The sequence below is a fragment of the uncultured Sulfuricurvum sp. genome, from assembly GCF_937936435.1.
Taxonomy (GTDB): domain Bacteria; phylum Campylobacterota; class Campylobacteria; order Campylobacterales; family Sulfurimonadaceae; genus Sulfuricurvum.
In genome coordinates this window covers 1-23,309 of record NZ_CALDDG010000077.1, presented here as the reverse complement: position 1 = coordinate 23,309, position 23,309 = coordinate 1, and the positions used below count along the sequence as shown (strand labels likewise).

Below are 23,309 nucleotides of genomic sequence, written 5' to 3'. Positions count from 1 at the left end.
ATATTCTGAAATAGCATCGTTGATAACCATAGGAGGGGTTAAATCGCTTTGAACCATATCTCCTTCAACAGCGGCTTTTATCACTCCCGCACCGGTTAAAAACTCCATTTTTTCACTCGCCAGTCCAAATCGGTAGGCGTAATGGGCGCACGCACGGCTTCCGTTTCCGCACATCGAAGCGGTCGAACCGTCGGCATTGTAAAACTCCCACTCAAAATCATGGCACTCATGCGGGATCAAAACGATCAGCCCGTCGGCTCCGATACCGTTTTGACGGTCACATAAAATTCGGGCCAGACCGGAACGATCCGCTCCGTGAAATGCATGAAAAATGACAAAATCGTTGCCACTGGCGCAATATTTCGCAATCTGCAGCATAGTAATCCTTTGGGATTAAATTAGGGGAATTATACCTTAGGAGCGGGATAGAGTCCTTTAATCGTCTCTACAAACCGTTCGCATTCATTTTGAAGGTGTTTGAGATTGGAGGAGTTATCGATCACCCACGTCGCACGGGCTTTTTTCTCTTCAATATCCATCTGACTCTCAATCCGGCGCAACGACTCCTCTTCGGAAAAACCGTTACGTTTCATAAAACGCTCCAACTGCAATGTTTTCGGAGTGTAAACAACAACGGAATTTTTAATCGGATACGACGCCGTCTCAAAGAAAAGGGGGATATCGATCAGATAGGGATAGTTCAGAGCATCCTGTTTTTCGCTTTGCTCTTCGATGGCAGAACGGATTTTGGGATGTAAAAAAGCTTCAAGCTCTTTTTTAGAAGCGGGATCGGCAAAGATAACTTTGCCCAATGCAGGACGGTCCACTTTTCCGTTTTTAATAAACTCCGAACCGAACCGTTCACTGATCCAAGGGGCATTTTCATCTAAAATACGATGCGAAATCGTATCGGCATCGATAATACGCAATCCGTTCAATCCCAGCAGGGAAGCAACCGTGCTTTTCCCTGTCGCAATTCCCCCCGTGAGCGCAATAGCGTATTCAAATGCCATCAGTTTCGGATAATCCCCAAATAATTTTTGCGCACATATTGCGGCATTGCGAATGCGGCGATATGGACATCGCAGTTGTAATATTGGTGTCCTTCAAGCAAATCGCTCCGCTGCAAAACGATATCTGCCGTCGGATGGTACTCTTTTGAACACAAAAGGAGAGTCGAGCCGTCTTCAAGATGATACGGCATGATGATTTTAAAATAATTTCCCAATACCTGCATCAGTACCGTATTACTTTGAACATCATCGAGATTCGGATGGTTCATAACCGCCAAACCGTCATCTTTCAATATCCGATTAAGATGAGCGATCACCGCGCTGTCCGCAGCAAGCATATCGATCACGGCAACATCCGTACTCTTATCGCCCGATGCGCGCAACGACTCAAGCAAATCTTGATCATGAGCCGCTGCAACCGTAACGTCCCGATAGCGGCCAAGCTCTTTTTGGAGAAGATCACTCTTTTGGCCTGCGACCAATACGGAGAGGGGATTTTTATGCGTACACATCGGAACGTGTATCATCATCTCTGGGTAGATAAAAGTTTTCATGTAATTGCGTTATCTCTTCTTCTGCGGAATTTTTGAGCGATTGTAACATGCCGAGATTAAAAGGGTTTGAATAATCCGATCCTCTTTAAGGATTAAAGGTTATTTCGTTTCATTTTGATATAATTTTAACAAATTTATCCCCGTTTTTGGAGCGTTTTCCTATGTGTGCAGAAAGAATACAGCGTTTTTTGATGGCTATCGTCTTGACCGTTGCCATGGTACTATTTGCAAAAGGACTGATGCTTTACGCACTGATCATCCAGACATTTGTCATTGCCATGGTCGTAATCTGGGCTCTTACCGACTTTTGTCCGTCCATTTGGATGTTCAGAAAAATTTTCGGTTCGTGCGAAAAAAAATAAACTTCCCCTAACTTCTCTTCCGTTATAATTCCCTTACCAAAAAAGGTGAGGGAATTCATGAGTCAAATCAGCTATAAAGACGCCGGTGTCGATATCGATGCAGGTAACAGTTTTGTCGAAAACATCAAACCGCTTGTCAAATCGACCGCCGTTGCCGGAGTAATCGGAGGAATCGGCTCGTTTGCGGGAGCGTTTGAACTTCCAAGCGGCTATAAAGAGCCGGTAATGCTCGCCGCAACCGACGGAGTCGGTACAAAACTCAAACTCGCCATCGATTCGGGTATCCACAATACCGTAGGAATCGACTTGGTTGCCATGTGCGTCAATGATTTGATCTGTAATTTCGGAACACCTTCCTTTTTTCTCGATTATTACGCAACGGGGAAACTCGATGTTGCTGCCGCAACGGCAGTAGTCAGCGGTATCGCCGAGGGGTGCCGCCAAGCCGAATGTGCCCTCATCGGCGGGGAGACGGCAGAGATGCCGGGCATGTATCATAGCGATGATTACGATTTGGCCGGATTCGCCGTCGGTATCGGAGAAAAAAGTGAACTCGACCGCACAGATAAAGTAGCTGCCGGCGATATTCTCATCGCATTGCCGAGTTCAGGACTCCATTCAAACGGCTTCTCCCTCGCACGTAAGGTATTGTTCGAAAAAATGGGAATGAAATTCGAGGATGAATTTGAAGGAAAACCTCTTATCGAAACCCTTTTGACTCCTACGCGCATTTATGTTAAAACCTTTAAAGCCCTCAAGCATAAAATCCAAGCACTTGCCCATATCACCGGAGGGGGGATCGTCGAAAACTTCCCTCGCGTTCTACCGGAAGGGTTACGTGCCGTAATCACCGAGTCGTCTATCAAAGTCCTGCCGATTTTCGAGCTGATCGCTCAGCACGTCGAACGCGCCGAAATGTTCCGTGCGTTCAATATGGGTGTCGGGATGATCCTCGTCGTCAAAGAAGCCGACGTTGCCGATGTTCTCGCTGCAACCGACGGATATGTCATCGGGCGTCTCGAAGAAGGCAAACGCGAAGCGGTACTCGTTTAACTCTCATAACTTTTTACTCTCTCCGCTAAAGCGAAGAGAGACTCTTCTTCAACCAATCTGTTTTTTTTCGATTAACATTTATTTTGTGTTTTTGTATTATGATGCTATTACATATATGTAAAAGGATTTTCAATGAATGCAAAAACTATTGCCGTCGCTGTAGTAGCACTCGCTGTCGGGATACAGTTCATCCCCTACGGCAAAGATCACACTAATCCTCCCGTAATGAGCGAACCGCAATGGGACTCTCCCCGCACACAGGAACTTTTTAACCGAGCATGTGCCGATTGCCATTCACACGAAACCAAATACCCTTGGTATAGCAATATCGCTCCGGTATCATGGCTAGTGATGCACGATATCGATGAAGGACGCGAACATTTCAATACCTCTATGTGGGGCATTCAAAAGAAAAATGAGGGAGACGATGCCGCAAAAGAAGTTCGAGAAGGCGAGATGCCGATGTGGTTTTATACAATACCGCATCCTGAAGCACGTCTCAGTGACAGCGAGAAAAAAGAGTTGATCAGCGGATTGGAAAAAACATTCGGTACAGAAGAAGAGGGGGAAGAGAAATAATCTCTTCCTTTTATAAAAGGAAGCAGATAGGAATCAATCCATATCTGCTTTTTCTTCTTCCGCTTTCCCTTTTAAGAGATCTTCACGCGGGTAGGTAAAGGTCGATTGTCGATTAACGGCAACTTTATCTTTCGCATCTGTTGCGTAGGCATGAATCGTAATCGGGATAACGGTATCTTTACGATCGTCATGAACCAATTCTTCGTCCGTATACAAAACAATGACTTTTTTCTTAACAACGCCCGGTTTTACTTTAAACGGTTTTTCGGGCTGTCCGATTTTAATTTTGCCTTCCATTCCGGCAGGTGCAATAACATCAAAATAGTATTCATGCTCTTCATTCAACGTATTTTGCAACAAGAACGTATAAGCATTGTCAACCTGTACTTTTCCTTCGTCATTTTTGACGATCGAATACAAACGGTTCTCTTTGTTAATATTTAGAAGCATATACTCTTTTTTACTTCCCATCATCGCCAATACGATACTGACGATAACCAAAATCGTAATGTATCCTAAAATCTTCGGACGGAAATAGTGGGTTTTCCCTTTCATAAACAAAGTCTCTTTTTCACTCGACCACTCGACGAGACTCGGCTTGCCGAGTTTACCCATGACTTCCGTACACGCATCCACACATTCCAAACAGTTGATACATTCCAGCTGAAGCCCTTTGCGTATATCGATATGGGTAGGACAAACCGTCACACAGCTTTCACAGGTTGTACATTCTGCCGTCGGGTTCACACTTAAAAGATCTTTTTGTTTGGTAAATACTTTCTCTTTGTTGGCATCATAGATATCTCCCCCGCGATTCGGGTTATAGATTGCCATAACGGTGTCATCGTCGTATAGAACCGACTGAATACGTGAATACGGACATACATAGACACAAAAGTTCTCTTGGAGAAAAATGACGTCATAAACCAAAAATGCGACGATTCCTAAAATTGTCCCGATCAAGACTGTATGATCTGCCGGATTTTGGATGTATGCAAAGAAATCTTCCGGAGGGACGAAATACCACATCAAATCTGCCGCGGCGATAAACGCCAACCCCGTCCATAATAAAATCCCGACAACGCGTTTGATTTTATTTTCCGCTTTAGAATAATCGGGAGCTTGTTGTTTGTTTTTGATACGTTTACGAAGCCCTAATAATTTCGTTTCGATCAAGTCACGGTAAACGACGCGAAAAATCGTCTGCGGACACATCCAGCCGCAGAAAACCCGCCCGCCGAGCACGGTAATACCGAAAATACCGATAAATAAAATCATCAGCAAAAACGGCATCAGATACAGCTCTTGCATATCGAACTGAACAAACATCAAATGGAGTTTCAATTTATCGAAACTCAAGAGGAACAAATGATTCCCCCCTACTTTAATCCACGGGACACCGAGGGCAAATATCGTTATTAACCCATAAAACCAATACCGTCTTAACCTCCACGGGGTCCACCCTTTGAGATATTCTTTCCCTTTCAGGGTCATTTCTTCACTCATACTGCCATCTCCTTTGAACTTATTTCACTATGCGGACATCGAATCGTTCCGATGACCATTGCTTCTGCATCGACGTCACTCGCAACGCCGATCACACCGTTTACAACCTCTTTAAGTTCCCGTGATTCGATATAATCTTTCAGGGAACTTCGACTCACTTTCAATACTCGTGCGATTTCGCTGACACTTTTGCGCTTCTTCAACAGCTCGATGATCTCTTCGAGATAAATGTCGAATTTTGAAGACGATTTCGAGCCTTTCGGACGTCCTATCCCTTTTTTTGCGTCATCTTGCAACACCTGCCGCAACTGATCAATCAGACCTAAAACGACCATTGTATCACTTTTACGGTCGATTACGACACCCGGTTTTACCAAATGAATGGTATTTCCGTTTTTTAGCAGACAGCTGAACATCTGAACCAAATCTTCGATATCACTGCTCAGTGTCCATGTGTCGTAGATAACTAAAGTGTCGTCATTCAAAGAGCGAAAAAAGCGGACGACTTCATGCCGCTCGGACAATCGTTTGCTCTGTGACGTCTGGTCTACCAACTCTTCGTCGATCTGTATCTTTTTTTGATCGGCATAGCCGTTGATCAGTTTAAGCTGTTCATAAACACCATCAAAATCTTTATCCGGACGGATATAACTGACTATCATGTACGCTTAAATCCTTCTAATATTTTAATTTCTTCGTCATATTATCAAAATCTGACGACTAAAGTCAATAGAAAATAGATTATTTTTACGTCAATACTGTTTTTATATTATGACGACTTCACACTGAAGGTCTATGCCGAATTGAGCTTTTACCCGTTGTTGCGCTTCACGTATGAGAGATAGGGCATCTTCATAACGCCCTCCGCCGGTATTAACAAGAAAATTCGCATGCACTTCGCTAAATGCCATTGCACCGATCCGTTTTCCTTTGAGCCCTACCGCTTCGATCAGCCGTCCCGCATAATCGCCCGATGGATTTTTAAAACAGCTTCCTGCACTCGGGTCGCTTGGCTGGTTGGAGCGCATTTGGGCAAACATTTCGAGCCGTTCGAAAGAAAACCCTTTCTCCAAATGAAACGATGCTTCAAATACGACATCACGGATAGAGGTATTACGGTACCCGTAATCGACCTCCTCTTTAGGTATCCACCCTTTTGATGTCCGTATTGCGATTAAATGATTAAATATCTCATATTCCTTGAGTCCCGCATTCATTTTCAGCATCCCCCCGATCGTACCGGGAAGCTTAGATAGATATTCAAAATGGGCAATATCGTTTTTTTTGCAAAAAGAGACGACACGCCCCCCCGGAGTTGCCGCACCGATAATCAGGCGATTTTCTTCAATACGGATAAAATCATATTCTTTAGAAAGGATCATAAGAGGAGGAGGCGTCGGAGAGACAAGAAGGTTGTTGGCGCTGCCAACGATGATATGCCCTTCCGGAATAAAATCATTTTCAATCACCGCAACGTCGACGATCGGGCCGATACGGATGGAACTGAACTTGGAAAAATCAATCGTTTTGAAATTCATGCTAATCTCTATATGGAAAAGACTACTGCATAAAAGTAGGGATCATATTAAACATCCGGATCGTAAAATCCTGCATCTCATTCATCATCCACGGCATTGTGAGAATAATAACGATGACAACACCGATAATTTTCGGGATAAAACTGAGCGTCATCTCATTGATTTGAGTCGTTGCCTGAAAAATACTGACGGCAAGCCCCAAAAACATCCCTACCAACAAAGCCGGAAGGGCAAGAATCAGTGCGATTTTAAACGTCTCGATCCCCAGCCCGATCAGTTCTTCCTGCATCATGGTTACGAATTCCTCAATTCAGTATATTCCAAGGGGATCATAAAATCTTTCGGATCGATCTTCTGATCGTAAAACCCATGTTCATATCCTATCTCAAAAAGCTTCTCAATCGCTTTATATTGTGTTTCATTCAATGAAATCGATTCGTCATTGGCATACAGTTCCAAATATTTCTCAAGCGTCGGGGCATCGATTCGCACCAAAGAGCGTTCGATCAGCATTTTGGAAAGAGCCTCTTTATGGTCCCGCGCGATCTGAACCGCTTTGGTCAAAAGGTTTTCATAAGCGATCGCCGACGTGATCGGAAGGGAACGACGGATCGCCATTCCCCCCAACGGAAGAGGAAGTTCCGAACCTGCAAGCTCGCACCAGACATCCCACAACTCCCGCTCGACTTCCAAAGAATCGTCATACCCGAGAATGCTCTCGTGAATAAGGACTCCCGCATCCACAACTCCGTCCAATACGGCCTGTTCGATCTCTAAAAAATTCATATAGACAATTTTTGCCTCGGGATATGCCACACGAAACAATAAGGCATTCGTCGTATATTTCCCGCTCAGGGCCACTTTAAACCGTTTCTTGAGAACCGTCTCTTTTTTGCGGATCAGTTTCGGACCGTATCCCTGTCCGAAACTCACGGCAGTACGCAATAAAGCGTAATCATTGCGGATATGGGGGTATAATCCGAAGCTGATGGCACTGATATCATATGTCCCTTTGAGCGCTTCGGTGTTTAACGTCTCAATATCCAATGCGATATTATCGAATGCACGATCTTTCATACTGACCCAACCGAATTTAATCGCATAATACATAAAGATATCATCCGCATCCGGGGAGTGGGCAATGACCATTTTTTTCACAATAAATTCCTGCTCTCAATCACAAATCAATTAAATTTTAACCAAATAACGCTAAAATATCCCTATTCCATAATGCGAATATTTAATATTTCAAATTGTCATATTTTATGTAAATATTTCAAATTGCCATATTATTTCCGCAACTATACAAAACTAGACTCAGGAGAGCCGCGCATGATGGATCCAAACAAATTAAAATCGCTCGAATTGGCAATGAAGCAACTCGATAAAACGTTCGGAAAAGGGACGTTGATGCGGTTGGGTGACAAAGAAATCGAACCGATCAATGCAATCAGCACCGGTTCTATCGGGCTTGACCTCGCACTCGGAATCGGCGGTATCCCCGAAGGACGCGTCATCGAGATTTACGGGCCGGAGAGTTCGGGAAAAACCACTCTAAGCCTCCAAATCACCGCAGAGTGCCAAAAAAACGGCGGAGTATGCGCTTTTATCGACGCCGAACACGCTCTTGATATCGGTTATGCCAAAAACCTCGGAGTAGATGTCGAGAATCTTCTCGTATCTCAGCCCGATTACGGTGAACAGGCCCTCGATATCGTTGAGACGATCGTCCGAAGCGGAGCCGTCGATTTGATCGTTATCGACTCGGTTGCCGCACTTACCCCGAAAGTAGAGATCGAAGGGGAGATGAACGACCAACAAGTCGGTGTTCAGGCACGTCTTATGTCAAAAGCATTGCGCAAACTGACCGGAATCATGCATAAAATGAACTGTACGATCATTTTCATCAATCAGATTCGTATGAAAATCGGCACTATGGGCTACGGTTCGCCGGAAACGACAACCGGAGGAAATGCGTTGAAATTCTATGCTTCTGTCCGTATCGACGTCCGCAAAGTAGCGACGCTTAAACAAGGTGAAAGTCAAATCGGAAACCGTGTCAAAGCCAAAGTCATCAAAAACAAAGTGGCACCCCCGTTCCGTCAAGCCGAATTTGATATCATGTTCGGCGAAGGGATTTCCAAAGAGGGAGAACTGGTCGATTACGGAGTTAAGCTCGATATTATCGATAAAAGCGGTGCATGGTTCAGTTTTGAAGACGTTAAACTTGGACAAGGGCGTGAAAACGTCAAACAAAAATTTAAAGACGAGCCGGAATTGGCTCGCAAAGTCGAAGAAAAAATTAAATCCGCTATGGGTGTCGTGAACATCATGATAATGGATGAATCTGAAATGAGTGAGGTAGACGAATGATTTTTATTGATGAAGTAAGTGCAATCGAAGTGATGGATTCACGCGGTAATCCAACCGTAAAAGCAACAGTCCAACTAAGTGACGGGACACGCGAAAGCGCTATCGTTCCAAGCGGTGCAAGTACCGGTAAACGCGAAGCGCTTGAACTGCGAGACGGTGACAACCGCTATATGGGCAAAGGGGTTTTGAAAGCAGTCGAAAACGTCAATACCCAAATCGCCGATGCGATTATGGGACTAAGCCCGTATAACCAGGCAATGGTCGATGCCGTCATGAAAGAACTCGACGGGACGGACAACTACGGTAACCTCGGTGCCAATGCCGTTTTAGGTGTCTCTATGGCCGTTGCGCGCGCTGCTGCAAAAAGCCTCAACATTCCGTTGTATCGCTATCTCGGCGGAGCCAATGCGATGGTTATGCCCGTACCGATGCTCAACATCATCAACGGCGGAAGCCATGCCGACAACAGTGTCGATTTTCAAGAATATATGATTATGCCGGTAGGATTTGAAGAGTTCAGCGAAGGGCTTCGCGCATCGGCTGAAGTGTATCATAACCTCAAGAAAATTCTCAAAGATCGCGGAGCCAATACCGCACTCGGTGACGAAGGCGGTTTTGCTCCGAATTTAAGTTCAAACGAAGAGCCGATCCAAGTTATCATGGAAGCCATTGCAAAAGCAGGCTATAAAGCGGGAGAACAAATTGCTATCGCTCTAGACGTAGCCGCATCTGAATTGGTTACAGAAGGGGGTTACAGACTTGATTCTGAAAACCGAACCGTAACTTCCGAAGAGCTTGTAGGCTATTACGAAGCTCTTTGCGCAAAATATCCTATCGTATCGATCGAAGACGGTCTAAGCGAAGACGACTGGGCAGGATGGAAAATCCTTACCGACCGTTTAGGTTCAAAAATCCAGCTTGTCGGAGACGACTTGTTTGTTACCAATGCCAATATTTTGGCAGAAGGAATCGATAAAGGGATCGCAAACGCAATTCTTATCAAACCGAATCAAATCGGATCCGTCTCCGAAACGATGCTTACTGTCCGCCTTGCTCAACGTAACGGATATAAATGTGTCATGAGTCACCGCTCAGGAGAGAGTGAAGATGCGTTTATCGCCGATTTCGCCGTAGCGCTTAACTGCGGAGAGATCAAAACCGGATCAACCGCGCGCGGTGAACGAACGGCAAAATATAACCGTCTTTTGGAAATCGAAACTGAGGTTATGTACGGCGAATATTTAGGGAGTTCTCTCTTTAACTGATGGAAAACGATGAGCATCTTCTGCACGAGGAAGAGAGTGAAAGCTTCAGTGAGCGTTATTTTGGTCTTTCAACGGCCAAATTTCTCCTCGCTGCAGGAGTTGTACTCGTCGCCGGCGTCTATATGGGCTTTATCTTCTTCGGCGATAACTCGCTGAGTGTTTTATTGGACTTGGAAGAATATCAGAACTATCTGACGGATGACATTGAGCGTTTAAAAGCAGAGAATGCCAGCTTGCAAAAACAATATTTCGAGCTGAAAGAGCTTGATGCCGATTCGCAATAGGAGACAAATGAAACCGCTTTATCTATCGCTTCTTCTTCTCTCCTCGCTCTGCGCCCGCGAGAATCCTTTTTTCAATGCCAGTGAATCGGCAACGAATTCCGTTACTTCAAACGTACCCGATAAAATTCCGCCTCTAATCAATGAAAGTTTTGTTCTTCCCAATGAAGCGCGTGTATTAAAAGAGGTTACCTTTACCATTCAAAATCTCGACGGAAGCATCGAAACACGAAAAATGGAAATCGATAAAAGTGTCGATTGGCATAAATCGGTCGTCATTTCCCAGTCTCAATCACTGCAAACTCCCGCTGCACCGAAAGCAGCTAGCGCCGATTTCGGATTTATCCGATTCAGCAGCAGCGGAAAAAAGATAACAATTAAAACATCCGATCCCGTTATACGCCATTTTACCCTTAGCGATCCCGATCGTATCGCCATTGATTTTAAACATTCTGCCTCTTTTGTCACCGTCGAGAAAATGTTGAATGCCGCGCCCTTCAAAAGCGTCACTTTAGGAAATCACGGAAAGTTTCTCCGTGCGACAATTACACTTGACGGCCGATACAGCTGCAGTTTTGCCAAAAATAAAGATTATATTACGATTGTCTGCAAATAAAAAAAGCTAAAAAGTTTGAGGAAAGTTTTTCTCTCCCAAAAGGAGAGAAGAAGAATTTATTTTACGGCAGCCAATGCAGCTTCGTAATCCGGTTCTGCAGTGATTTCAGGTACGATCTCTTTGTATGTAACCGTCCCTTCTTCGTTTACCGCGAAGATAGCACGACATGTAACACCTGCAAGAGCACCGTCAGCGATCAATACACCGTATGCATTTGCAAAATCTTTGTTACGGAAGTCTGAAGCCACTACAAGGTTTTCAATACCTTCGGTTGAACAAAAACGTCCGGCAGCGAACGGAAGGTCCATAGAAACAACGGTCAAATCAACACCTTCGATTTCAGAAGCACGTTTGTTGAAGTTACGAGTTTCAGTTGCACATACCGCGGTGTCCAAAGACGGAACAACAACGATAAGTTGTTTTTTACCAGAAGCTCCACCGACAACTTTGTCAGCAAGACCGTTTGAGTTAACAACCGTTACTTGTGGCGCTTTTTCACCTACGTTTACTTCGTTTCCTGCAAGATTAACTACGTTACCTTTTAGCATTGTTGTTGCCATTAAAAGCTCCTATTTTTGTTTGGTACGGAAATTGTACTTAAATCGGATAATTCGACTCTGAATTATGAAAGAGATGTTTCTAATTAAGCTTTTTCACAGTTTACAACGGGGGTTGATAGGAATCTCGCGATAGCCTCTCATCTCGCCGTTTTGGTACGCTTCCAGAGCCGCGCGTCCTATCATGGCGGCATTATCGGAACAATACTGAAGTTCAGATAGCAAAAAATCCGCTTTGTATCCGTGCAGGAGCCCGGAGACTTGCTCTCTTAAATAGAGATTAGCACTCGCACCGCCGACAATTGCGAAACGGATCGGAGGATGGGATTTAAAATATTTTTTGAGCTTTTGGATCAGATGGTCTGTGGCCGTTTTTTGAAAGGCCGCGGCGATATCGGGATAAGAAGAAGCATCATGGGCTTCTACTGCAAGTCTGACCTGATTTTTCAGTCCCGAATAACTGAATGCGATGAGGGGAGACTGCCATAAAGGGACGGTAAAAGCAAAACGGTTCGCATCACCGCTTTGCGCCAATTTTTCGATCAGCGGGCCGCCCGGATATCCCAGCGACATCATTTTCGCCACTTTATCGAAACTCTCTCCATAGCTATCGTCCATCGTCGTCGCAACCGTTTGCATCTCTTGAAAGGATTTCACTTCGATAAGCTGTGTATGTCCGCCTGAAACGAGCAATACGGTTATAGGCAATAGCGATTCTTTTTCAATAAATAAAGAATAAATATGACCTTTGAGATGATTGATCGGAAGAATAGGAATGGATAACGCGATACTGAGCGCCTTGGCCATCGTAACCCCCTCGATGAGCGTTACCCCTAAGCCCGGCTCGTTAGTAACCGCAACCGCTTTTAAAAAAGGGAACCACGGTTCACACTCGCTTAAGATAGCCGGCAAAGCCTGTGCATGCAAACGGCTGGCAAGTTCAGGGACAACTCCTCCGTATCGGGAATGTTCGAGTTCCTGAGAAATCTTTTTATGATAAATCAGTTTTCGACTTTTGATCTCGGTGATCGCGATGGAGCTGTCGTCGCACGAACTTTCGATGCTTAAAATCATGTAAGAACCCACTCTTTGACCCAGGGCCACGGCCCATAGTTCGACGAACTGCTGATATGTCCTGCCCCTTCTATGATCTTGAGCTCGACCCCGAGTTTAAACGCTAGCGAGATCGATTCCTCGATCCCCATGTACGGATCATTATCGGAAACCACCATCAACGTCTCATCCGAATGCAAATCATCCGGAACGGGGGAAGGAAAAAAGGTACAGACTTCAGGAGTGTCGCTGTGATCGCGCGGCGGAGCGACCAAAAGGAGCTTGCGAACCCGAGTTTGCAGACTTTCACATAGATGAAACCATAAGATATTCCCCAATGAATGACAGACGACGATATCGGGTTTGAACGCAACGACGGCATCCAGTGCCTCTTCTATCCATACCTCTTTTTGCGGTGCGGCGTTATTTGAAAGCTGAGGGAATGCGACAATACAGTTTGAAAGAACCAGCTCCTGCGCCAGCCACGCCTGCCAGTGGGGAAGATCACTGCCGTGCCAACCGTGAAATATCAGTACTTTTAACATTTTCGGTTCCGTACAAAATGCCGCACTTCCGCATCCATCGCAAAAATCTCTTCAACCGAGCGGGGAGAAGCGCTAAACGCTTCGTACGCGTCTAAAATCAATGTGGAAATATCGATGAAACGGATATCTCCCGCCATAAAACGTTCAATCGCGGCTTCATTGGCTGCATTGACGATGACTCCGCGCGAAGGGTTGCGAAGCAATTCATTCTTCACTTGCCAGATAGGATAACGCTGCGGATCGATTGAACGAAACTCTAATGAACCGATACGGGTCAAATCAATCCGATCGACGATCGGCGTATCCACACTGCCCATCAGAGCGTATGCGATCGGCAAACGCATGTCGGCATGGGCGAAGTGGGCAGTCGTCGATCCGTCGCTGTAATCGATCATAGCATGAATCAAAGACTTAGTCTCAATCAGCGCGTCGTATTCCCCCTCGCCGAAAAGCCAGCGGGCCTCCAAAAGTTCAAACAGTTTATTCACCATCGATGCACTGTCGATAGTGATCTTTCGCCCCATCGACCAGTTGGGATGCTTTAATGCATCTTCCAGCGTCGCATCGGCAAGTTTATCCAGAGGCCAGTCACGGAACGCTCCTCCGCTGGCCGTCACAATCATCCGCTCAATCCGGCGGGCACCATGCTGTAAATACCATAGCCCGAAATGTTCGCTGTCGATCGGAACAATCGAAGAGGTGTCGACGAACGATCCTCCGACCACTAGCGACTCTTTATTGGCCAACGCGACCCGCTTACCGCATTCGAGCGCTTTTAGTGTCGGACGGAATCCGACAAAACCGACCAAAGCGTTAATCACATGGTTCGACGAAGACTCTTCGATAGCTTCCAGAATCGCTGTTTCGCCGAAGCGAACGTCGGGATGGCTTACTGACGAACAATCTTCTTCGCGCATAACGACAACGCGTTTGGGATGATGTTCTTTGATTTGTTCGTTAAGAAGGGCAATATTGCGTCCGGCTACGAGGGTATCAACCGATAGCTGAAACTGTTTTGCGATATTGAGCGCATTGACTCCAATCGAACCGGTGGAGCCCAGTAGTATCAAACCAAGCCCCGAAGGAGAACGAGCATAATGATGGATGCAAAAAGATATCCGTCGATACGATCCAGTACACCGCCGTGACCCGGGAGAATCGAACCGCTGTCTTTAACACCCGCGCGACGTTTGAGATAGCTCTCGAACAAATCGCCGAAAACCGCACCGATAGCGGACATCATTGAGATAATAATCGCCTGCGGAATATCAACGATCGTTACACCGATGAAAAATCCGGCACCCGTCGCAACGGCAATTCCGCCGTATACCCCTTCACGCGTCTTACTCGGAGAGGAGATACTGAACGGCGTTTTTCCGATGCTGCGTCCGACGACATATGCTCCGACATCCGCCGATGCGACGACGACGAGCAGCCAAAGCAAAGCACCGACACCGTATTCTTGATACATACTGAGCATAAAAAGCATCCCCGCCGTCGGATAGACAAACGGAAAAAAGTTTTTCCACGGTATGTTTTGGGTATAAGCTACCGCTGCCGCAAAAATGAGTCCGGCAATAATGAACAAATCTTCGCCGTAAGGGTAGAGCGCGGCGGCAAGCCAAAGGATGGCGGCATAAGCGTAGAGGGAGTTATTGTTGATATTAAACAGACGTGACGCTTCATGAAAAGCCAAGAGATAGATGACTCCCATCACGCTCCACATCAGCCAAAAATTGTTGATAAGTCCGACAACAAGGACCCCTATCACGAGAAAGACCGCAGTGACAATGCGTTCTTGAATTGAGTTTTTTGCGGTTTGCATCTTAGGTCGACCAATAGTGTTAGAATAGCGCGATTATAACATAAATAACGCTCATTCAAAGCAGGAGCCGAGCCGCCGATTTTATACGGTAGATCTAAACCTTGATATCCAGCAGATGCAAAGAAGGTTGTGCGGGAGCTTCATCCGAAGACTCTTCCTCATCCGGATGTTCGGAACGTTTTTCCTCCTGTTCAGCCTGTTCTTTAGTATGTTCCCTGTCTGGATCCACCCCGTGGTTCTCCTCTGTAGGCCGTACCTCTTCAATCTCTTTTTTTGCCTCTTTCGAGGCTTCGGCGGCGGCTAATGCCTGTAATTCGAATCGGTTTAAGACCGCATTTTTCTCACTCGCAACGCTTGCCATCTGTTGATTGACATAAATAGCACTGCCGATAGGACCGATTTCTGCCATATACTATCCTTTCTGTGAACAACGCTACGGAAAAATTCCCGCTTCTTAAGGTGCTTTCGAATCTCCTCTTGTGGAAAATCCGTCGTCTACGCCCGTTTTTTCGATACTGAGAGTCTTATAATTGGTATAAAGCACATTAGCACCCTCTTGCATCTTCACCTCTCTTCTCGGAGTATAATCGACCAAATAGCGCCCTTTCTCAAATACGGAAAAATCGACGCACAGTTTTGCCGCCGTTTCCAACAAACGCTGAGGCAACTGCTGTTTATCGGTAGAGATCACGACATGTGCCGACGGACGGTCTTTAAGATGCATCCATATATCCCGCGCTTTGGCATTTTTGAGTAGCTCGATATTCCCTTTTTCACTTTTCCCCAAAGAGACTTTTACCCCCTCGATCCAAAATTCGGCGATCGAATCCGATTTTTTGAATTTTGACGCACTGCTTTTAGGAGGGAATAAAAGAGCGATCTCTTCGGGTGTTTTTGCTTCGCTGAGGGTTTGGATAAAAAGTTCGATATGGCGGATTTTATCGATGAGATTGTTTCTTTCACGATAGAGTCCGAGTGCTTTTTGTTTCGCTTTTTTGGAACGTTTGAAATAAGCTTCAGCGCACCGTGAGGGTGTTGTGCAGCCCGCAGGCAGCTCCAGCCGAAGCGGTTTCCCGTCAAAATCGTTTAGCTCGGCAAACCGTTCGTAAGGTTTGATTACCCCGAGATTTGCAAGAAGCAGATGTCCGGCATGCTGTGCATTTTCGGCTTCGTTTATTAAAGCCGATTCATCTTCGAGCCCTTCCATATGTTTTTTCAGAGTCTGAAGTTTTTTGGCCATCAGGGCTTTTTTCTCATGTTTAAGACGCTCAAGCCGTTCGAAACTGCGGCGGGAGGACTCTTGAATCAAAAATGCGCGGACATTGTCGATAGGATACTCCTGCGGAGTATACGGAGGGGTCGGGAGAGGATCAAGTTTTTGTCCGACGCGGACACTTCGGCTGGAAACATCCTCGTCTATATGGCGTAACGCCTCCAACACGATTTCGTCTTTATCCAGAATGATCGCATTGGTATGTTTTCCCGTAAATTCGAGCTGCAAGATCGTCGTTTCGCTTTTATACGAACCGCTTTGAGTAACCGTTATACGGATCACTTTATCATTGTTGTAAAGCGTAACGGAGACGATATTCGAGCGATTAAACCGTTTTGCCAGCAACACGTCAAAAGGGGCTTGATACATTTTCCCACGGTGACTCACGTCGGTAATGCTGATCGCAGAATTCCCCCGGGACATATCGAAATTCCAACTGTTCTCTTTGTCGAAAATGAGCCGGATACCGGTATCGTCAAATCGGTACGCCGCAGTGATATGGGTGAATCTTTCCATATAGGACGCGATCTGTTTCAAATAAGAAAATCTCATATTTTACCTTCGCTTTAGAAAAAGAGAACTACAATGACGCAATTTTACCGTTACGGAACAGAAAATGACTCTTTTCAACACTATCAAAGCCAAGTTCATCGTCAATCTCGCAGCCGCCGTAGGGGCTATCCTTATGAGTGTGATTGTAGCATACTTCATTGCGGTCGGCTCTATCAAAGAGATCATGACCAGCGATCTCAACACCGTTGCCGACGCATTGGAAAAAAATATCAATTTTATCGCCGAGCTCGAACCGAAAGGATACGAAGACTCTAAATTCAAAGACGAGATCAAAAAAATCAAAATCGGCAAAAGCGGCTATGTCTATTTTATCAACGCCGAAGGGGTTATGACGATCCACCCCAAACCCGAAGACGAAGGACAAAACAAAGCGGGGCATGATTACGTCGACCATATCCGCAGCGATAAAGCCGGCGGCATCTACGAATACGTCTCCGCAACAACGGGGCAGGATAAAATCGCCGCCTACCGTTATATTCCCGCATGGGATATGTGGGTAATTCCGGGGATCAACAAAGCCGACTATTTTGACGAACTCAAAGCGAGCTTTTTTAAATGGTTTCTCCTGTTAGGCACGATTCTCACCGCAATCTTGATCGCAATCAACTATTTTTCGGGCACCAGTATTCTCCATCCTATCGAAGAACTCGATCATGTCTCTTCCGATCTGGCACACGGAAACGGCGACCTGACCAAACGGCTTCCGATCCTCAATAAGAACGACGAGATCGGTATAGCAAGTCACTATCTCAACCAATTTATCGGCAAAATTCAAACGACTATCAATGACACAAAACGTATCACCGTTTCCGCCGTCGGTTCGACTTCAACACTCAATACCGCCGCTACCAATCTCTCCGCACAGTCGGAGAAAACGAATTTGATTGCCCAAAACACCAACTCCACCGCTGCCGAAATCGGAGCGACATTGGAACAAAGCGTCAGCATGGCAAAAGATACCTTGATCAATAGCCAATCGACCGAAAAAGAGCTGGGTCATGTCCGCGAAATCGCCAATGTCATTACCCGTGAAATCCACAATACGACACAGATGAGCAATGAGCTCTCCGAACGTTTCGCACAACTCTCCAGCGATGCGGCCAGTGTCAGCGGCGTGTTGAGTATCATCTCCGATATTGCCGATCAAACCAATCTTCTCGCGCTCAATGCGGCTATCGAAGCGGCGCGGGCGGGAGAACACGGACGCGGTTTTGCCGTTGTCGCCGACGAAGTGCGCAAGCTCGCCGAACGGACCCAGAAAAGTTTGACGGAGATTAATTCGACGATCTCCATCGTCATCCAATCCATCTCCGATTCTTCCGACATGATGAATACCAACAGTGAAAACATCGAACGCCTTGCCGAACAAAGCGAAGAGATCGATGCTAAAATCGATTCCGCCTCCACCGTGTTGCGCGCCAATGTCGATGCAAGCCGCAAAAGTGTCGAAGAAGCTGAAAATATGGCCCGTAAGATCAAAGAGATCATCGCCAAAGTTTCCGAAATGTCAAACCTCTCGGAAAGCAATCAAAAAGAGATTCAGCAAATCTCTAAAATCGCAAGCGAACTCTATGACTCGGCCACGAACCTCAATACCCAGCTGGGACAGTTCAAGTCTTAATCCCTCCCCCCGATCTCTCTTTGCGCTATAATTCTCCCAAAAAAAGGGAGGAAGAGACGTATGCATGCACCGAAAGGGTTCGGAAAAGGCTACTTTTCCCTCGCCGCGATCCAAGCGTATGCGTCTGAAATCCGCCTGATCCAAAACATTACGCGGATAGCATGGATCTGCCCGACCCATCCTATCCATACCTATTCGACGGTTTCCCCTCCGCAAAGTGTCCTTACCTCATCGCCCAGTACTATTTTTCAAGGACATCTATGTTTCAATATACACTATCGTTTGTCGCCTGTGCGACTCTTGTTGCCTCACTAGAGGCTGATACCCTTCAGCTTAATCCGATCGTCGTATCGGCTTCCAAGATTGAACAATCCCTCAATAACGTTACTGCCAACATCAACATCATAACTGCCCAAGAGCTCGAAGAGAAACACATAACATCAGTTATAGACGCTCTGCGTATTCCCGGCAATATCGCTATTGCCCAAAGCGGCGGTATCGGACAGCAAAGCTCTTTTTTCCAGCGGGGCTTCAGCTCTGAGAATACCGTTATTATGATCGACGGCATCCGCTACAATGATCCGACGACGACCAAAGGGCAGGGGCAGCTTGAGCATTTGATGGTTAACGATATCGAACGCATCGAGATCATACACGGAGCCCAAAGCGGCATTTGGGGAGCAAATGCGGTAGCCGGTGTCATTAATATCATCACCAAAAAAGCAACCGACAAACTCAGAATGAACGGCAATCTTGAATACGGCAGTTATGCGACGACCAAAGCCGGAGCGAATATTTCGCAAAAACTCGGTGCATTCTCCTACTATCTCGGCGTTAATCAGATACGAACAGACGGCATTTCAGCAATAACACCCCCCCATCACAATCCGGATGAGTATGAATCCGACGGCTATCGTAACCAAACAGTGAATGTAAAACTGGGGTACGATCTGAGCGCCCAGGATACGCTTCGTGCCCAAATGACCCTGATAGATGCCAAAATCGACTATGACGCGTATGCCCAGCCTGACAGTACCGCCAATGAAATTCACCAAATCAACCGCTTGGGAAATATCGGTTATCGCCATGCTTTTAACGCTGAGGACTATATTGATGCAACCTATGCCCTAACTACTTTCGACAAAAAAGATCCGCTTGGATATACGACCGAATTTAAAGGGGAAAACAGGGAGTTCAATCTTATCGGAACCTTTCATTACAATGCAGACGGTTCTCTGGTAATCGGCGCGAATACACTCCGTTCAAAAGATACTATCGGTATCCATAAACTAAATTCACAAGGTCTCTTTGCCACCAATACCAATTCGATCGGCAGCTTTGTAGTGACGGAATCCATCCGCCGCGATACCTATGACTCCTTTAAGGATAAAACAACCGGAAAAATAGGGGCAAAGTATTTTCTCAACGATGATATTGTCCTGAGTTCGAACTACGGAACGGCTTACCGGGTCCCTTCTTTGTATGAGCTTTATGCGGGATATTACGGAAATCCGAACCTACAGCCCGAAACGACTAAAAGTCTTGATGCGACCGTCCAATACAAACATCTAAGCCTAACATATTATAATAACCGTGTTACCAATCTCATCGGGTACAATCCCTCAACCTATGTGAATGAACAAGTAGAAGGGACATCCCATCTCAAAGGTTATGAAGTGCGTTACAGTCATACTCTCTCTGAGGCTGTGGCATTCGATTTGGCATATAACCGGCTTTTTGCAAAAGACAAAGACGGCAATACGCTCGCACGACGGCCGCAAGAGACAGTGACCGGATCACTCAGTTATTATCCGACGGAGAAGCTCTCTTTGAATGCAAATGCGAACTATATCGGAACACGCTACGATAACACGGCGAAAACAATACAAACAGGACGTTATACTTTGTTCGGCGCCGTCGTCAATTATGCGGTGAACGATAGTCTCGCCCTCTATCTCCGCGGAGAAAATCTGGGCGATAAACGCTATCAGGAAGTAAGCGGATACGGCACTCCGGGACGAAGTGTGTATGTCGGGCTCACTACCAAATTCTAATGAAACTCTATTTCCACCCCTATATCCGTTATAAGTTTTTAAACTCTCTCTTCACGGGAATCGTGGGGGGATCGGTATTTACGATCTACGGTTCGCTCAGCCCTTCGACCTTTTCGATCGGAGGAATTCTTCTGGCTCTGGGACTTATGGGAATGGCCTATCTTTATCATCGGCTGATGGTGCTGAAACGTTTTTTTATCTTCTCCGTCGCCGCCGAGATTATCATGCTCTTTATGATCGGCTATTTTCTCCTATTTAATGGTCATCCGTTGACGGCGCTGATCGTATACGGAGCCTACCAGCTTTCGTTTACGGCCGGAGGATATTTGGCGCGTGCCGAAACCCATTTTGCCCGAAAAGCACGTGTGATGGGATGGATCGATGTCGCCAAACAACAAGGTTATCTCGCCGGGCTTCTCCTCTCCTACGGATTTTACAAAGGGCTTGAACATTTCGGTATTTCCGATGCCTCGATGCAGGTATATCTTCTCCATATGCTGTTATTTCCGCTCGAACTCGCTATCGTTATGTATCTGTTGAGGGCATTTAGGGTAAAATAAGCCACTTTAGTAAGGAGAGACGGATGCGCATTGTTACGCTTTTGCTGACATCATCCCTCCTTCTCTTTGCAGCACCGCTTCCCCTCGTATTCAACGGCAATGAAAAAATCTCCGATGACGCGCTCTTCGCAGCCTTGGGATTACGAAAGCCTTATGCCGTCGAAGTGTGGGAAGATCACCCTGCCATCGATCCTCTCGCCCTCTCCCAAACCCTTTCGGCATTGACAAGTTTTTACCGATCCAAAGGGTTTTATCATGTCAAAATCACCTCGGAGACAACGGCAAAAGAGATTATCATTACTGTACAGGAAAACAATCCGATCCGTGTCGGCGACGTCAAAATCAACAGTCAAATCGATATCGATTCGGCCATCACTCTGCATAACGACGATCTGTTCGATCAAGAAAAATTTTCAGCCTCGAAAACCGAAATGAAAAAGCGCTACGCCCAAGAGGGGTATTGTAACGCCCAATTTAACTCAAAAGCCTGGGTCGATATCGAAACCGATCGGGCCTATCTTTTGTTTGAAGCCACACCCGGTGAACCCTGCACTTTCGGAGCAATCAGTGTCGAATCGACTCCCAATATCGACGGCCGTCTCACTGCATCGATGCTCCGCTTTGAAGAGGGCGACCCTTACAGTGTTGAAGCGATCCAACAAAGCTATGAAGCGCTCTACGCCCAAGAAGGGATCACCCGTGTTATTATCAATGACAATGAGCGCAACGGAAGCGTCGTCCCTATCTCTTTGAGCATCGAAGAGGACGAACGCCCCATCCGCTTTACGGCAGGTCTCGGGTACAGCAGTGACGAAGGGCCGACGGCGCAAATGGGGATCAAACACCGTAATTTTTTAGGCGATCTCAAAACCCTTTCTCTGGACGCGCGCTATTCGACCATCAAACAAGAAGCATCCGGCAGCATCGCATTGCCTCTCGAAAACCGCGGTTTGCTGGGGGGAGAAATCGGGTATAAAAACGAGGTCTTCGACGGGTATAAAACCGAAAGTACCTATCAAAAAATGACCGCAAAATATCAAGATACTCCGGCATCGGCGATGGCGGGGGTCTTGTTCGATCAGGTCCGAACCTATGAAAGTACCGATACCGCTACCTTCCCTAACGATAAACTCGCCCTCATCTCTCCGATCGGGGAGTTGAACTACGATGTACGGGACAAACCGCTTAACCCGACCAAAGGGTACTGGCTCAACGGAAATTTTATGGGTTCGCTCTACACGCCCGGCCTTTCGGATGCAACCTATTTTAAAACCCTCCTCACTGCCGCCTATATCCAAAGTTTCGGAGAACACACGATCGGAGTGCGCGGTAAATGGGGAACATTGCGGGTGTATGACGGAAGCGTCCCCTCCTCATACCGCTTTTATGCCGGGGGGATGAATTCCAACCGTGCTTATACCTACCGCGATCTCGGACCGAAAAACAGTGACGGAGACCCGATCGGTTTTTACTCCCTCACCGAAGGATCGCTGGAATACCGTTTTCCGATCTATGAAGAGTTTCGCGGAGTGCTGTTTTCAGACGTCACCTTCGCATCGCAGCGGTATATACCCGACTATGCCAACGAGGCGTACTGGGGGGTCGGTACCGGGCTGCGCTATGTCACTCCGGTAGGACCTATCGCTATCGATTTCGGAATCGACCCTGAAGACTTCAGCCAATACGCGATCCATTTTCGAATCGGGGAACTCTTTTGATGTCACGCATCCCCCGACACTGGTTAAAATGGCTAAAACATCTGTTTGTGACGTTTCATTTTCTCCTTTACGGATCGATTCTCCTCGGTTCGGCCGCTTTGTATATCGCTTTTCGCAGCGACAGTCTGGAACTCGTCAATATGTATATCTTCAAACCTCTCAATATCCATTATGAGCGTGCCGAAGGTTCATTGTCTGAGGGATTTACCCTTCACAACGTTCACAGCGATAAAAGCTCTGCCAAAACCATCTCGCTCAAATACAGCCTGATGAAAATGCTCCATGGTGACCATACCGTCGACTCCATCCGAATCGACGGCCTGCGTATACACCTCAGCGATTTCATCGGTGACGACGCGGTACGTGACGCTGCCGTGCGGCGCGCACTTT

General features: G+C 46.4%; 27 protein-coding genes and 1 pseudogene. 13 read left to right on the top strand and 15 right to left on the bottom strand.

Annotated elements, in window-relative coordinates:
• The 3 genes and pseudogenes from Q0389_RS08245 to Q0389_RS08235 form a co-directional block, all read right to left on the bottom strand.
• Positions 1 to 375: pseudogene (locus tag Q0389_RS08245) on the bottom strand (diaminopimelate epimerase); the annotation flags it as partial.
• A gap of 32 nt (positions 376 to 407) precedes the next feature.
• Positions 408 to 1,013, bottom strand: a complete 606-nt coding sequence (coaE, locus tag Q0389_RS08240) for a dephospho-CoA kinase (RefSeq protein ID WP_298693418.1) — start codon at positions 1,011 to 1,013, stop codon at positions 408 to 410.
• Positions 1,013 to 1,567: a spermidine synthase gene (locus tag Q0389_RS08235; protein WP_298693417.1), complete on the bottom strand. Its 555-nt coding sequence runs from the start codon at positions 1,565 to 1,567 to the stop codon at positions 1,013 to 1,015. The genes coaE and Q0389_RS08235 overlap by 1 nt, the downstream gene beginning before the upstream one ends.
• A 191-nt stretch (positions 1,568 to 1,758) precedes the next feature.
• On the opposite strand from Q0389_RS08235, the gene Q0389_RS08230 reads away from it, so the two are divergent.
• The 3 genes from Q0389_RS08230 to Q0389_RS08220 all read left to right on the top strand — a co-directional run bounded on the left by Q0389_RS08230 (position 1,759) and on the right by Q0389_RS08220 (position 3,561).
• Entirely contained in the window at positions 1,759 to 1,929 is a 171-nt protein-coding gene (locus tag Q0389_RS08230; protein WP_298693416.1) for a phosphoribosylaminoimidazole synthetase, read from the top strand.
• 57 nt (positions 1,930 to 1,986) lie between these two features.
• Positions 1,987 to 2,982, top strand: coding sequence for a phosphoribosylformylglycinamidine cyclo-ligase (gene purM, locus Q0389_RS08225; RefSeq protein WP_298693414.1), 996 nt, complete (start codon positions 1,987 to 1,989; stop codon positions 2,980 to 2,982).
• 132 nt (positions 2,983 to 3,114) lie between these two features.
• Positions 3,115 to 3,561, top strand: coding sequence for a heme-binding domain-containing protein (locus Q0389_RS08220; protein WP_298693412.1), 447 nt, complete (start codon positions 3,115 to 3,117; stop codon positions 3,559 to 3,561).
• Between the two features lie 33 nt (positions 3,562 to 3,594).
• On the opposite strand, the gene ccoG is transcribed toward Q0389_RS08220, so the two are convergent.
• The 5 genes from ccoG to Q0389_RS08195 form a co-directional block, all read right to left on the bottom strand.
• A complete protein-coding gene (gene ccoG, locus Q0389_RS08215) occupies positions 3,595 to 5,067 on the bottom strand; it encodes a cytochrome c oxidase accessory protein CcoG (protein ID WP_298693410.1) in 1,473 nt (490 codons plus the stop codon).
• Entirely contained in the window at positions 5,064 to 5,729 is a 666-nt protein-coding gene (locus Q0389_RS08210; RefSeq protein ID WP_298693409.1) for a recombinase family protein, read from the bottom strand. The genes ccoG and Q0389_RS08210 overlap by 4 nt, the downstream gene beginning before the upstream one ends.
• Positions 5,730 to 5,831: 102 nt before the next feature.
• On the bottom strand, positions 5,832 to 6,605 hold the full coding sequence (locus tag Q0389_RS08205; protein ID WP_298693408.1) for a UDP-N-acetylmuramate dehydrogenase: 774 nt from the start codon (positions 6,603 to 6,605) through the stop codon (positions 5,832 to 5,834).
• A gap of 22 nt (positions 6,606 to 6,627) precedes the next feature.
• Positions 6,628 to 6,894: a flagellar biosynthesis protein FliQ gene (gene fliQ, locus Q0389_RS08200; protein ID WP_298693420.1), complete on the bottom strand. Its 267-nt coding sequence runs from the start codon at positions 6,892 to 6,894 to the stop codon at positions 6,628 to 6,630.
• A gap of 5 nt (positions 6,895 to 6,899) precedes the next feature.
• Positions 6,900 to 7,763 carry a menaquinone biosynthesis family protein gene (locus Q0389_RS08195; protein WP_298693407.1) on the bottom strand — a complete coding sequence of 288 codons (864 nt, stop codon included), beginning with the start codon at positions 7,761 to 7,763 and terminating at the stop codon, positions 6,900 to 6,902.
• A gap of 177 nt (positions 7,764 to 7,940) precedes the next feature.
• Between Q0389_RS08195 and recA the strand changes: the two genes are divergently transcribed.
• From recA to Q0389_RS08175, 4 genes are read left to right on the top strand one after another with little or no spacing between them, the layout of a single operon-like run.
• The gene (gene recA, locus Q0389_RS08190; protein ID WP_298693419.1) at positions 7,941 to 8,978 is read left to right on the top strand and encodes a recombinase RecA; all 1,038 of its coding nucleotides are present in this window, start codon (positions 7,941 to 7,943) and stop codon (positions 8,976 to 8,978) included.
• Complete coding sequence (gene eno, locus Q0389_RS08185; protein ID WP_298693406.1) at positions 8,975 to 10,243, top strand: phosphopyruvate hydratase; 1,269 nt, start codon at positions 8,975 to 8,977, stop codon at positions 10,241 to 10,243. Before recA ends, eno begins: the two co-directional genes overlap by 4 nt.
• Positions 10,243 to 10,527, top strand: coding sequence for a hypothetical protein (locus Q0389_RS08180; RefSeq protein WP_298693405.1), 285 nt, complete (start codon positions 10,243 to 10,245; stop codon positions 10,525 to 10,527). Before eno ends, Q0389_RS08180 begins: the two co-directional genes overlap by 1 nt.
• 7 nt (positions 10,528 to 10,534) lie before the next feature.
• Complete coding sequence (locus Q0389_RS08175) at positions 10,535 to 11,140, top strand: AMIN domain-containing protein (RefSeq protein ID WP_298693404.1); 606 nt, start codon at positions 10,535 to 10,537, stop codon at positions 11,138 to 11,140.
• 56 nt (positions 11,141 to 11,196) lie between these two features.
• Here Q0389_RS08175 and tpx read toward each other — a convergent pair whose 3' ends face one another.
• The 7 genes from tpx to Q0389_RS08140 all read right to left on the bottom strand — a co-directional run bounded on the left by tpx (position 11,197) and on the right by Q0389_RS08140 (position 16,945).
• Complete coding sequence (gene tpx, locus Q0389_RS08170; protein ID WP_298693403.1) at positions 11,197 to 11,700, bottom strand: thiol peroxidase; 504 nt, start codon at positions 11,698 to 11,700, stop codon at positions 11,197 to 11,199.
• 93 nt (positions 11,701 to 11,793) lie between these two features.
• Positions 11,794 to 12,771 carry a tRNA (adenosine(37)-N6)-threonylcarbamoyltransferase complex transferase subunit TsaD gene (gene tsaD, locus Q0389_RS08165; protein WP_298693401.1) on the bottom strand — a complete coding sequence of 326 codons (978 nt, stop codon included), beginning with the start codon at positions 12,769 to 12,771 and terminating at the stop codon, positions 11,794 to 11,796.
• Entirely contained in the window at positions 12,768 to 13,295 is a 528-nt protein-coding gene (locus tag Q0389_RS08160) for an alpha/beta hydrolase (RefSeq protein ID WP_298693400.1), read from the bottom strand. The genes tsaD and Q0389_RS08160 overlap by 4 nt, the downstream gene beginning before the upstream one ends.
• On the bottom strand, positions 13,289 to 14,365 hold the full coding sequence (dxr, locus tag Q0389_RS08155; protein WP_298693399.1) for a 1-deoxy-D-xylulose-5-phosphate reductoisomerase: 1,077 nt from the start codon (positions 14,363 to 14,365) through the stop codon (positions 13,289 to 13,291). The genes Q0389_RS08160 and dxr overlap by 7 nt, the downstream gene beginning before the upstream one ends.
• Entirely contained in the window at positions 14,362 to 15,120 is a 759-nt protein-coding gene (locus Q0389_RS08150) for a phosphatidate cytidylyltransferase (protein ID WP_298693397.1), read from the bottom strand. Before Q0389_RS08150 ends, dxr begins: the two co-directional genes overlap by 4 nt.
• Positions 15,121 to 15,214: 94 nt before the next feature.
• Positions 15,215 to 15,529, bottom strand: a complete 315-nt coding sequence (locus Q0389_RS08145; protein ID WP_298693396.1) for a hypothetical protein — start codon at positions 15,527 to 15,529, stop codon at positions 15,215 to 15,217.
• Positions 15,530 to 15,574: 45 nt separating this feature from the next.
• Entirely contained in the window at positions 15,575 to 16,945 is a 1,371-nt protein-coding gene (locus Q0389_RS08140) for an NFACT family protein (RefSeq protein ID WP_298693395.1), read from the bottom strand.
• Positions 16,946 to 17,009: 64 nt separating this feature from the next.
• Here Q0389_RS08140 and Q0389_RS08135 point away from each other — a divergent pair, with 64 nt between their 5' ends.
• From Q0389_RS08135 to Q0389_RS08110, 6 genes are all read left to right on the top strand, one after another.
• The gene (locus Q0389_RS08135) at positions 17,010 to 18,587 is read left to right on the top strand and encodes a methyl-accepting chemotaxis protein (protein WP_298693394.1); all 1,578 of its coding nucleotides are present in this window, start codon (positions 17,010 to 17,012) and stop codon (positions 18,585 to 18,587) included.
• 60 nt (positions 18,588 to 18,647) lie between these two features.
• Positions 18,648 to 18,902, top strand: a complete 255-nt coding sequence (locus tag Q0389_RS08130) for a hypothetical protein (protein ID WP_298693393.1) — start codon at positions 18,648 to 18,650, stop codon at positions 18,900 to 18,902.
• Positions 18,848 to 20,641, top strand: coding sequence for a TonB-dependent receptor (locus Q0389_RS08125; protein ID WP_298693392.1), 1,794 nt, complete (start codon positions 18,848 to 18,850; stop codon positions 20,639 to 20,641). The genes Q0389_RS08130 and Q0389_RS08125 overlap by 55 nt, the downstream gene beginning before the upstream one ends.
• Positions 20,641 to 21,201, top strand: a complete 561-nt coding sequence (locus Q0389_RS08120; RefSeq protein ID WP_298693391.1) for a hypothetical protein — start codon at positions 20,641 to 20,643, stop codon at positions 21,199 to 21,201. Before Q0389_RS08125 ends, Q0389_RS08120 begins: the two co-directional genes overlap by 1 nt.
• A 23-nt stretch (positions 21,202 to 21,224) precedes the next feature.
• On the top strand, positions 21,225 to 22,919 hold the full coding sequence (locus Q0389_RS08115) for a BamA/TamA family outer membrane protein (protein ID WP_298693390.1): 1,695 nt from the start codon (positions 21,225 to 21,227) through the stop codon (positions 22,917 to 22,919).
• Positions 22,919 to 23,309 (top strand): hypothetical protein (locus Q0389_RS08110; protein WP_298693389.1); only part of this gene is annotated, 391 nt, incomplete at its 3' end. The genes Q0389_RS08115 and Q0389_RS08110, both read left to right, overlap by 1 nt.

Bases quoted from the DNA above. Each gene is read 5' to 3' on its own strand.
- Q0389_RS08130 (WP_298693393.1), top strand. From the start codon at position 18,648: ATGCATGCACCGAAAGGGTTCGGAAAAGGCTACTTTTCCCTCGCCGCG.
- Q0389_RS08205 (WP_298693408.1), bottom strand. From the start codon at position 6,605: ATGAATTTCAAAACGATTGATTTTTCCAAGTTCAGTTCCATCCGTATC.
- Q0389_RS08125 (WP_298693392.1), top strand. From the start codon at position 18,848: ATGTTTCAATATACACTATCGTTTGTCGCCTGTGCGACTCTTGTTGCC.
- Q0389_RS08160 (WP_298693400.1), bottom strand. From the start codon at position 13,295: ATGTTAAAAGTACTGATATTTCACGGTTGGCACGGCAGTGATCTTCCC.
- Q0389_RS08230 (WP_298693416.1), top strand. From the start codon at position 1,759: ATGGCTATCGTCTTGACCGTTGCCATGGTACTATTTGCAAAAGGACTG.
- Q0389_RS08120 (WP_298693391.1), top strand. From the start codon at position 20,641: ATGAAACTCTATTTCCACCCCTATATCCGTTATAAGTTTTTAAACTCT.
- Q0389_RS08220 (WP_298693412.1), top strand. From the start codon at position 3,115: ATGAATGCAAAAACTATTGCCGTCGCTGTAGTAGCACTCGCTGTCGGG.
- Q0389_RS08145 (WP_298693396.1), bottom strand. From the start codon at position 15,529: ATGGCAGAAATCGGTCCTATCGGCAGTGCTATTTATGTCAATCAACAG.
- Q0389_RS08140 (WP_298693395.1), bottom strand. From the start codon at position 16,945: ATGAGATTTTCTTATTTGAAACAGATCGCGTCCTATATGGAAAGATTC.
- recA (WP_298693419.1), top strand. From the start codon at position 7,941: ATGGATCCAAACAAATTAAAATCGCTCGAATTGGCAATGAAGCAACTC.
- tsaD (WP_298693401.1), bottom strand. From the start codon at position 12,771: ATGATTTTAAGCATCGAAAGTTCGTGCGACGACAGCTCCATCGCGATC.
- Q0389_RS08150 (WP_298693397.1), bottom strand. From the start codon at position 15,120: ATGCAAACCGCAAAAAACTCAATTCAAGAACGCATTGTCACTGCGGTC.
- eno (WP_298693406.1), top strand. From the start codon at position 8,975: ATGATTTTTATTGATGAAGTAAGTGCAATCGAAGTGATGGATTCACGC.
- Q0389_RS08210 (WP_298693409.1), bottom strand. From the start codon at position 5,729: ATGATAGTCAGTTATATCCGTCCGGATAAAGATTTTGATGGTGTTTAT.
- purM (WP_298693414.1), top strand. From the start codon at position 1,987: ATGAGTCAAATCAGCTATAAAGACGCCGGTGTCGATATCGATGCAGGT.
- Q0389_RS08235 (WP_298693417.1), bottom strand. From the start codon at position 1,567: ATGAAAACTTTTATCTACCCAGAGATGATGATACACGTTCCGATGTGT.
- tpx (WP_298693403.1), bottom strand. From the start codon at position 11,700: ATGGCAACAACAATGCTAAAAGGTAACGTAGTTAATCTTGCAGGAAAC.
- Q0389_RS08180 (WP_298693405.1), top strand. From the start codon at position 10,243: ATGGAAAACGATGAGCATCTTCTGCACGAGGAAGAGAGTGAAAGCTTC.
- Q0389_RS08175 (WP_298693404.1), top strand. From the start codon at position 10,535: ATGAAACCGCTTTATCTATCGCTTCTTCTTCTCTCCTCGCTCTGCGCC.
- Q0389_RS08115 (WP_298693390.1), top strand. From the start codon at position 21,225: ATGCGCATTGTTACGCTTTTGCTGACATCATCCCTCCTTCTCTTTGCA.
- ccoG (WP_298693410.1), bottom strand. From the start codon at position 5,067: ATGAGTGAAGAAATGACCCTGAAAGGGAAAGAATATCTCAAAGGGTGG.
- coaE (WP_298693418.1), bottom strand. From the start codon at position 1,013: ATGGCATTTGAATACGCTATTGCGCTCACGGGGGGAATTGCGACAGGG.
- fliQ (WP_298693420.1), bottom strand. From the start codon at position 6,894: ATGCAGGAAGAACTGATCGGGCTGGGGATCGAGACGTTTAAAATCGCA.
- Q0389_RS08135 (WP_298693394.1), top strand. From the start codon at position 17,010: ATGACTCTTTTCAACACTATCAAAGCCAAGTTCATCGTCAATCTCGCA.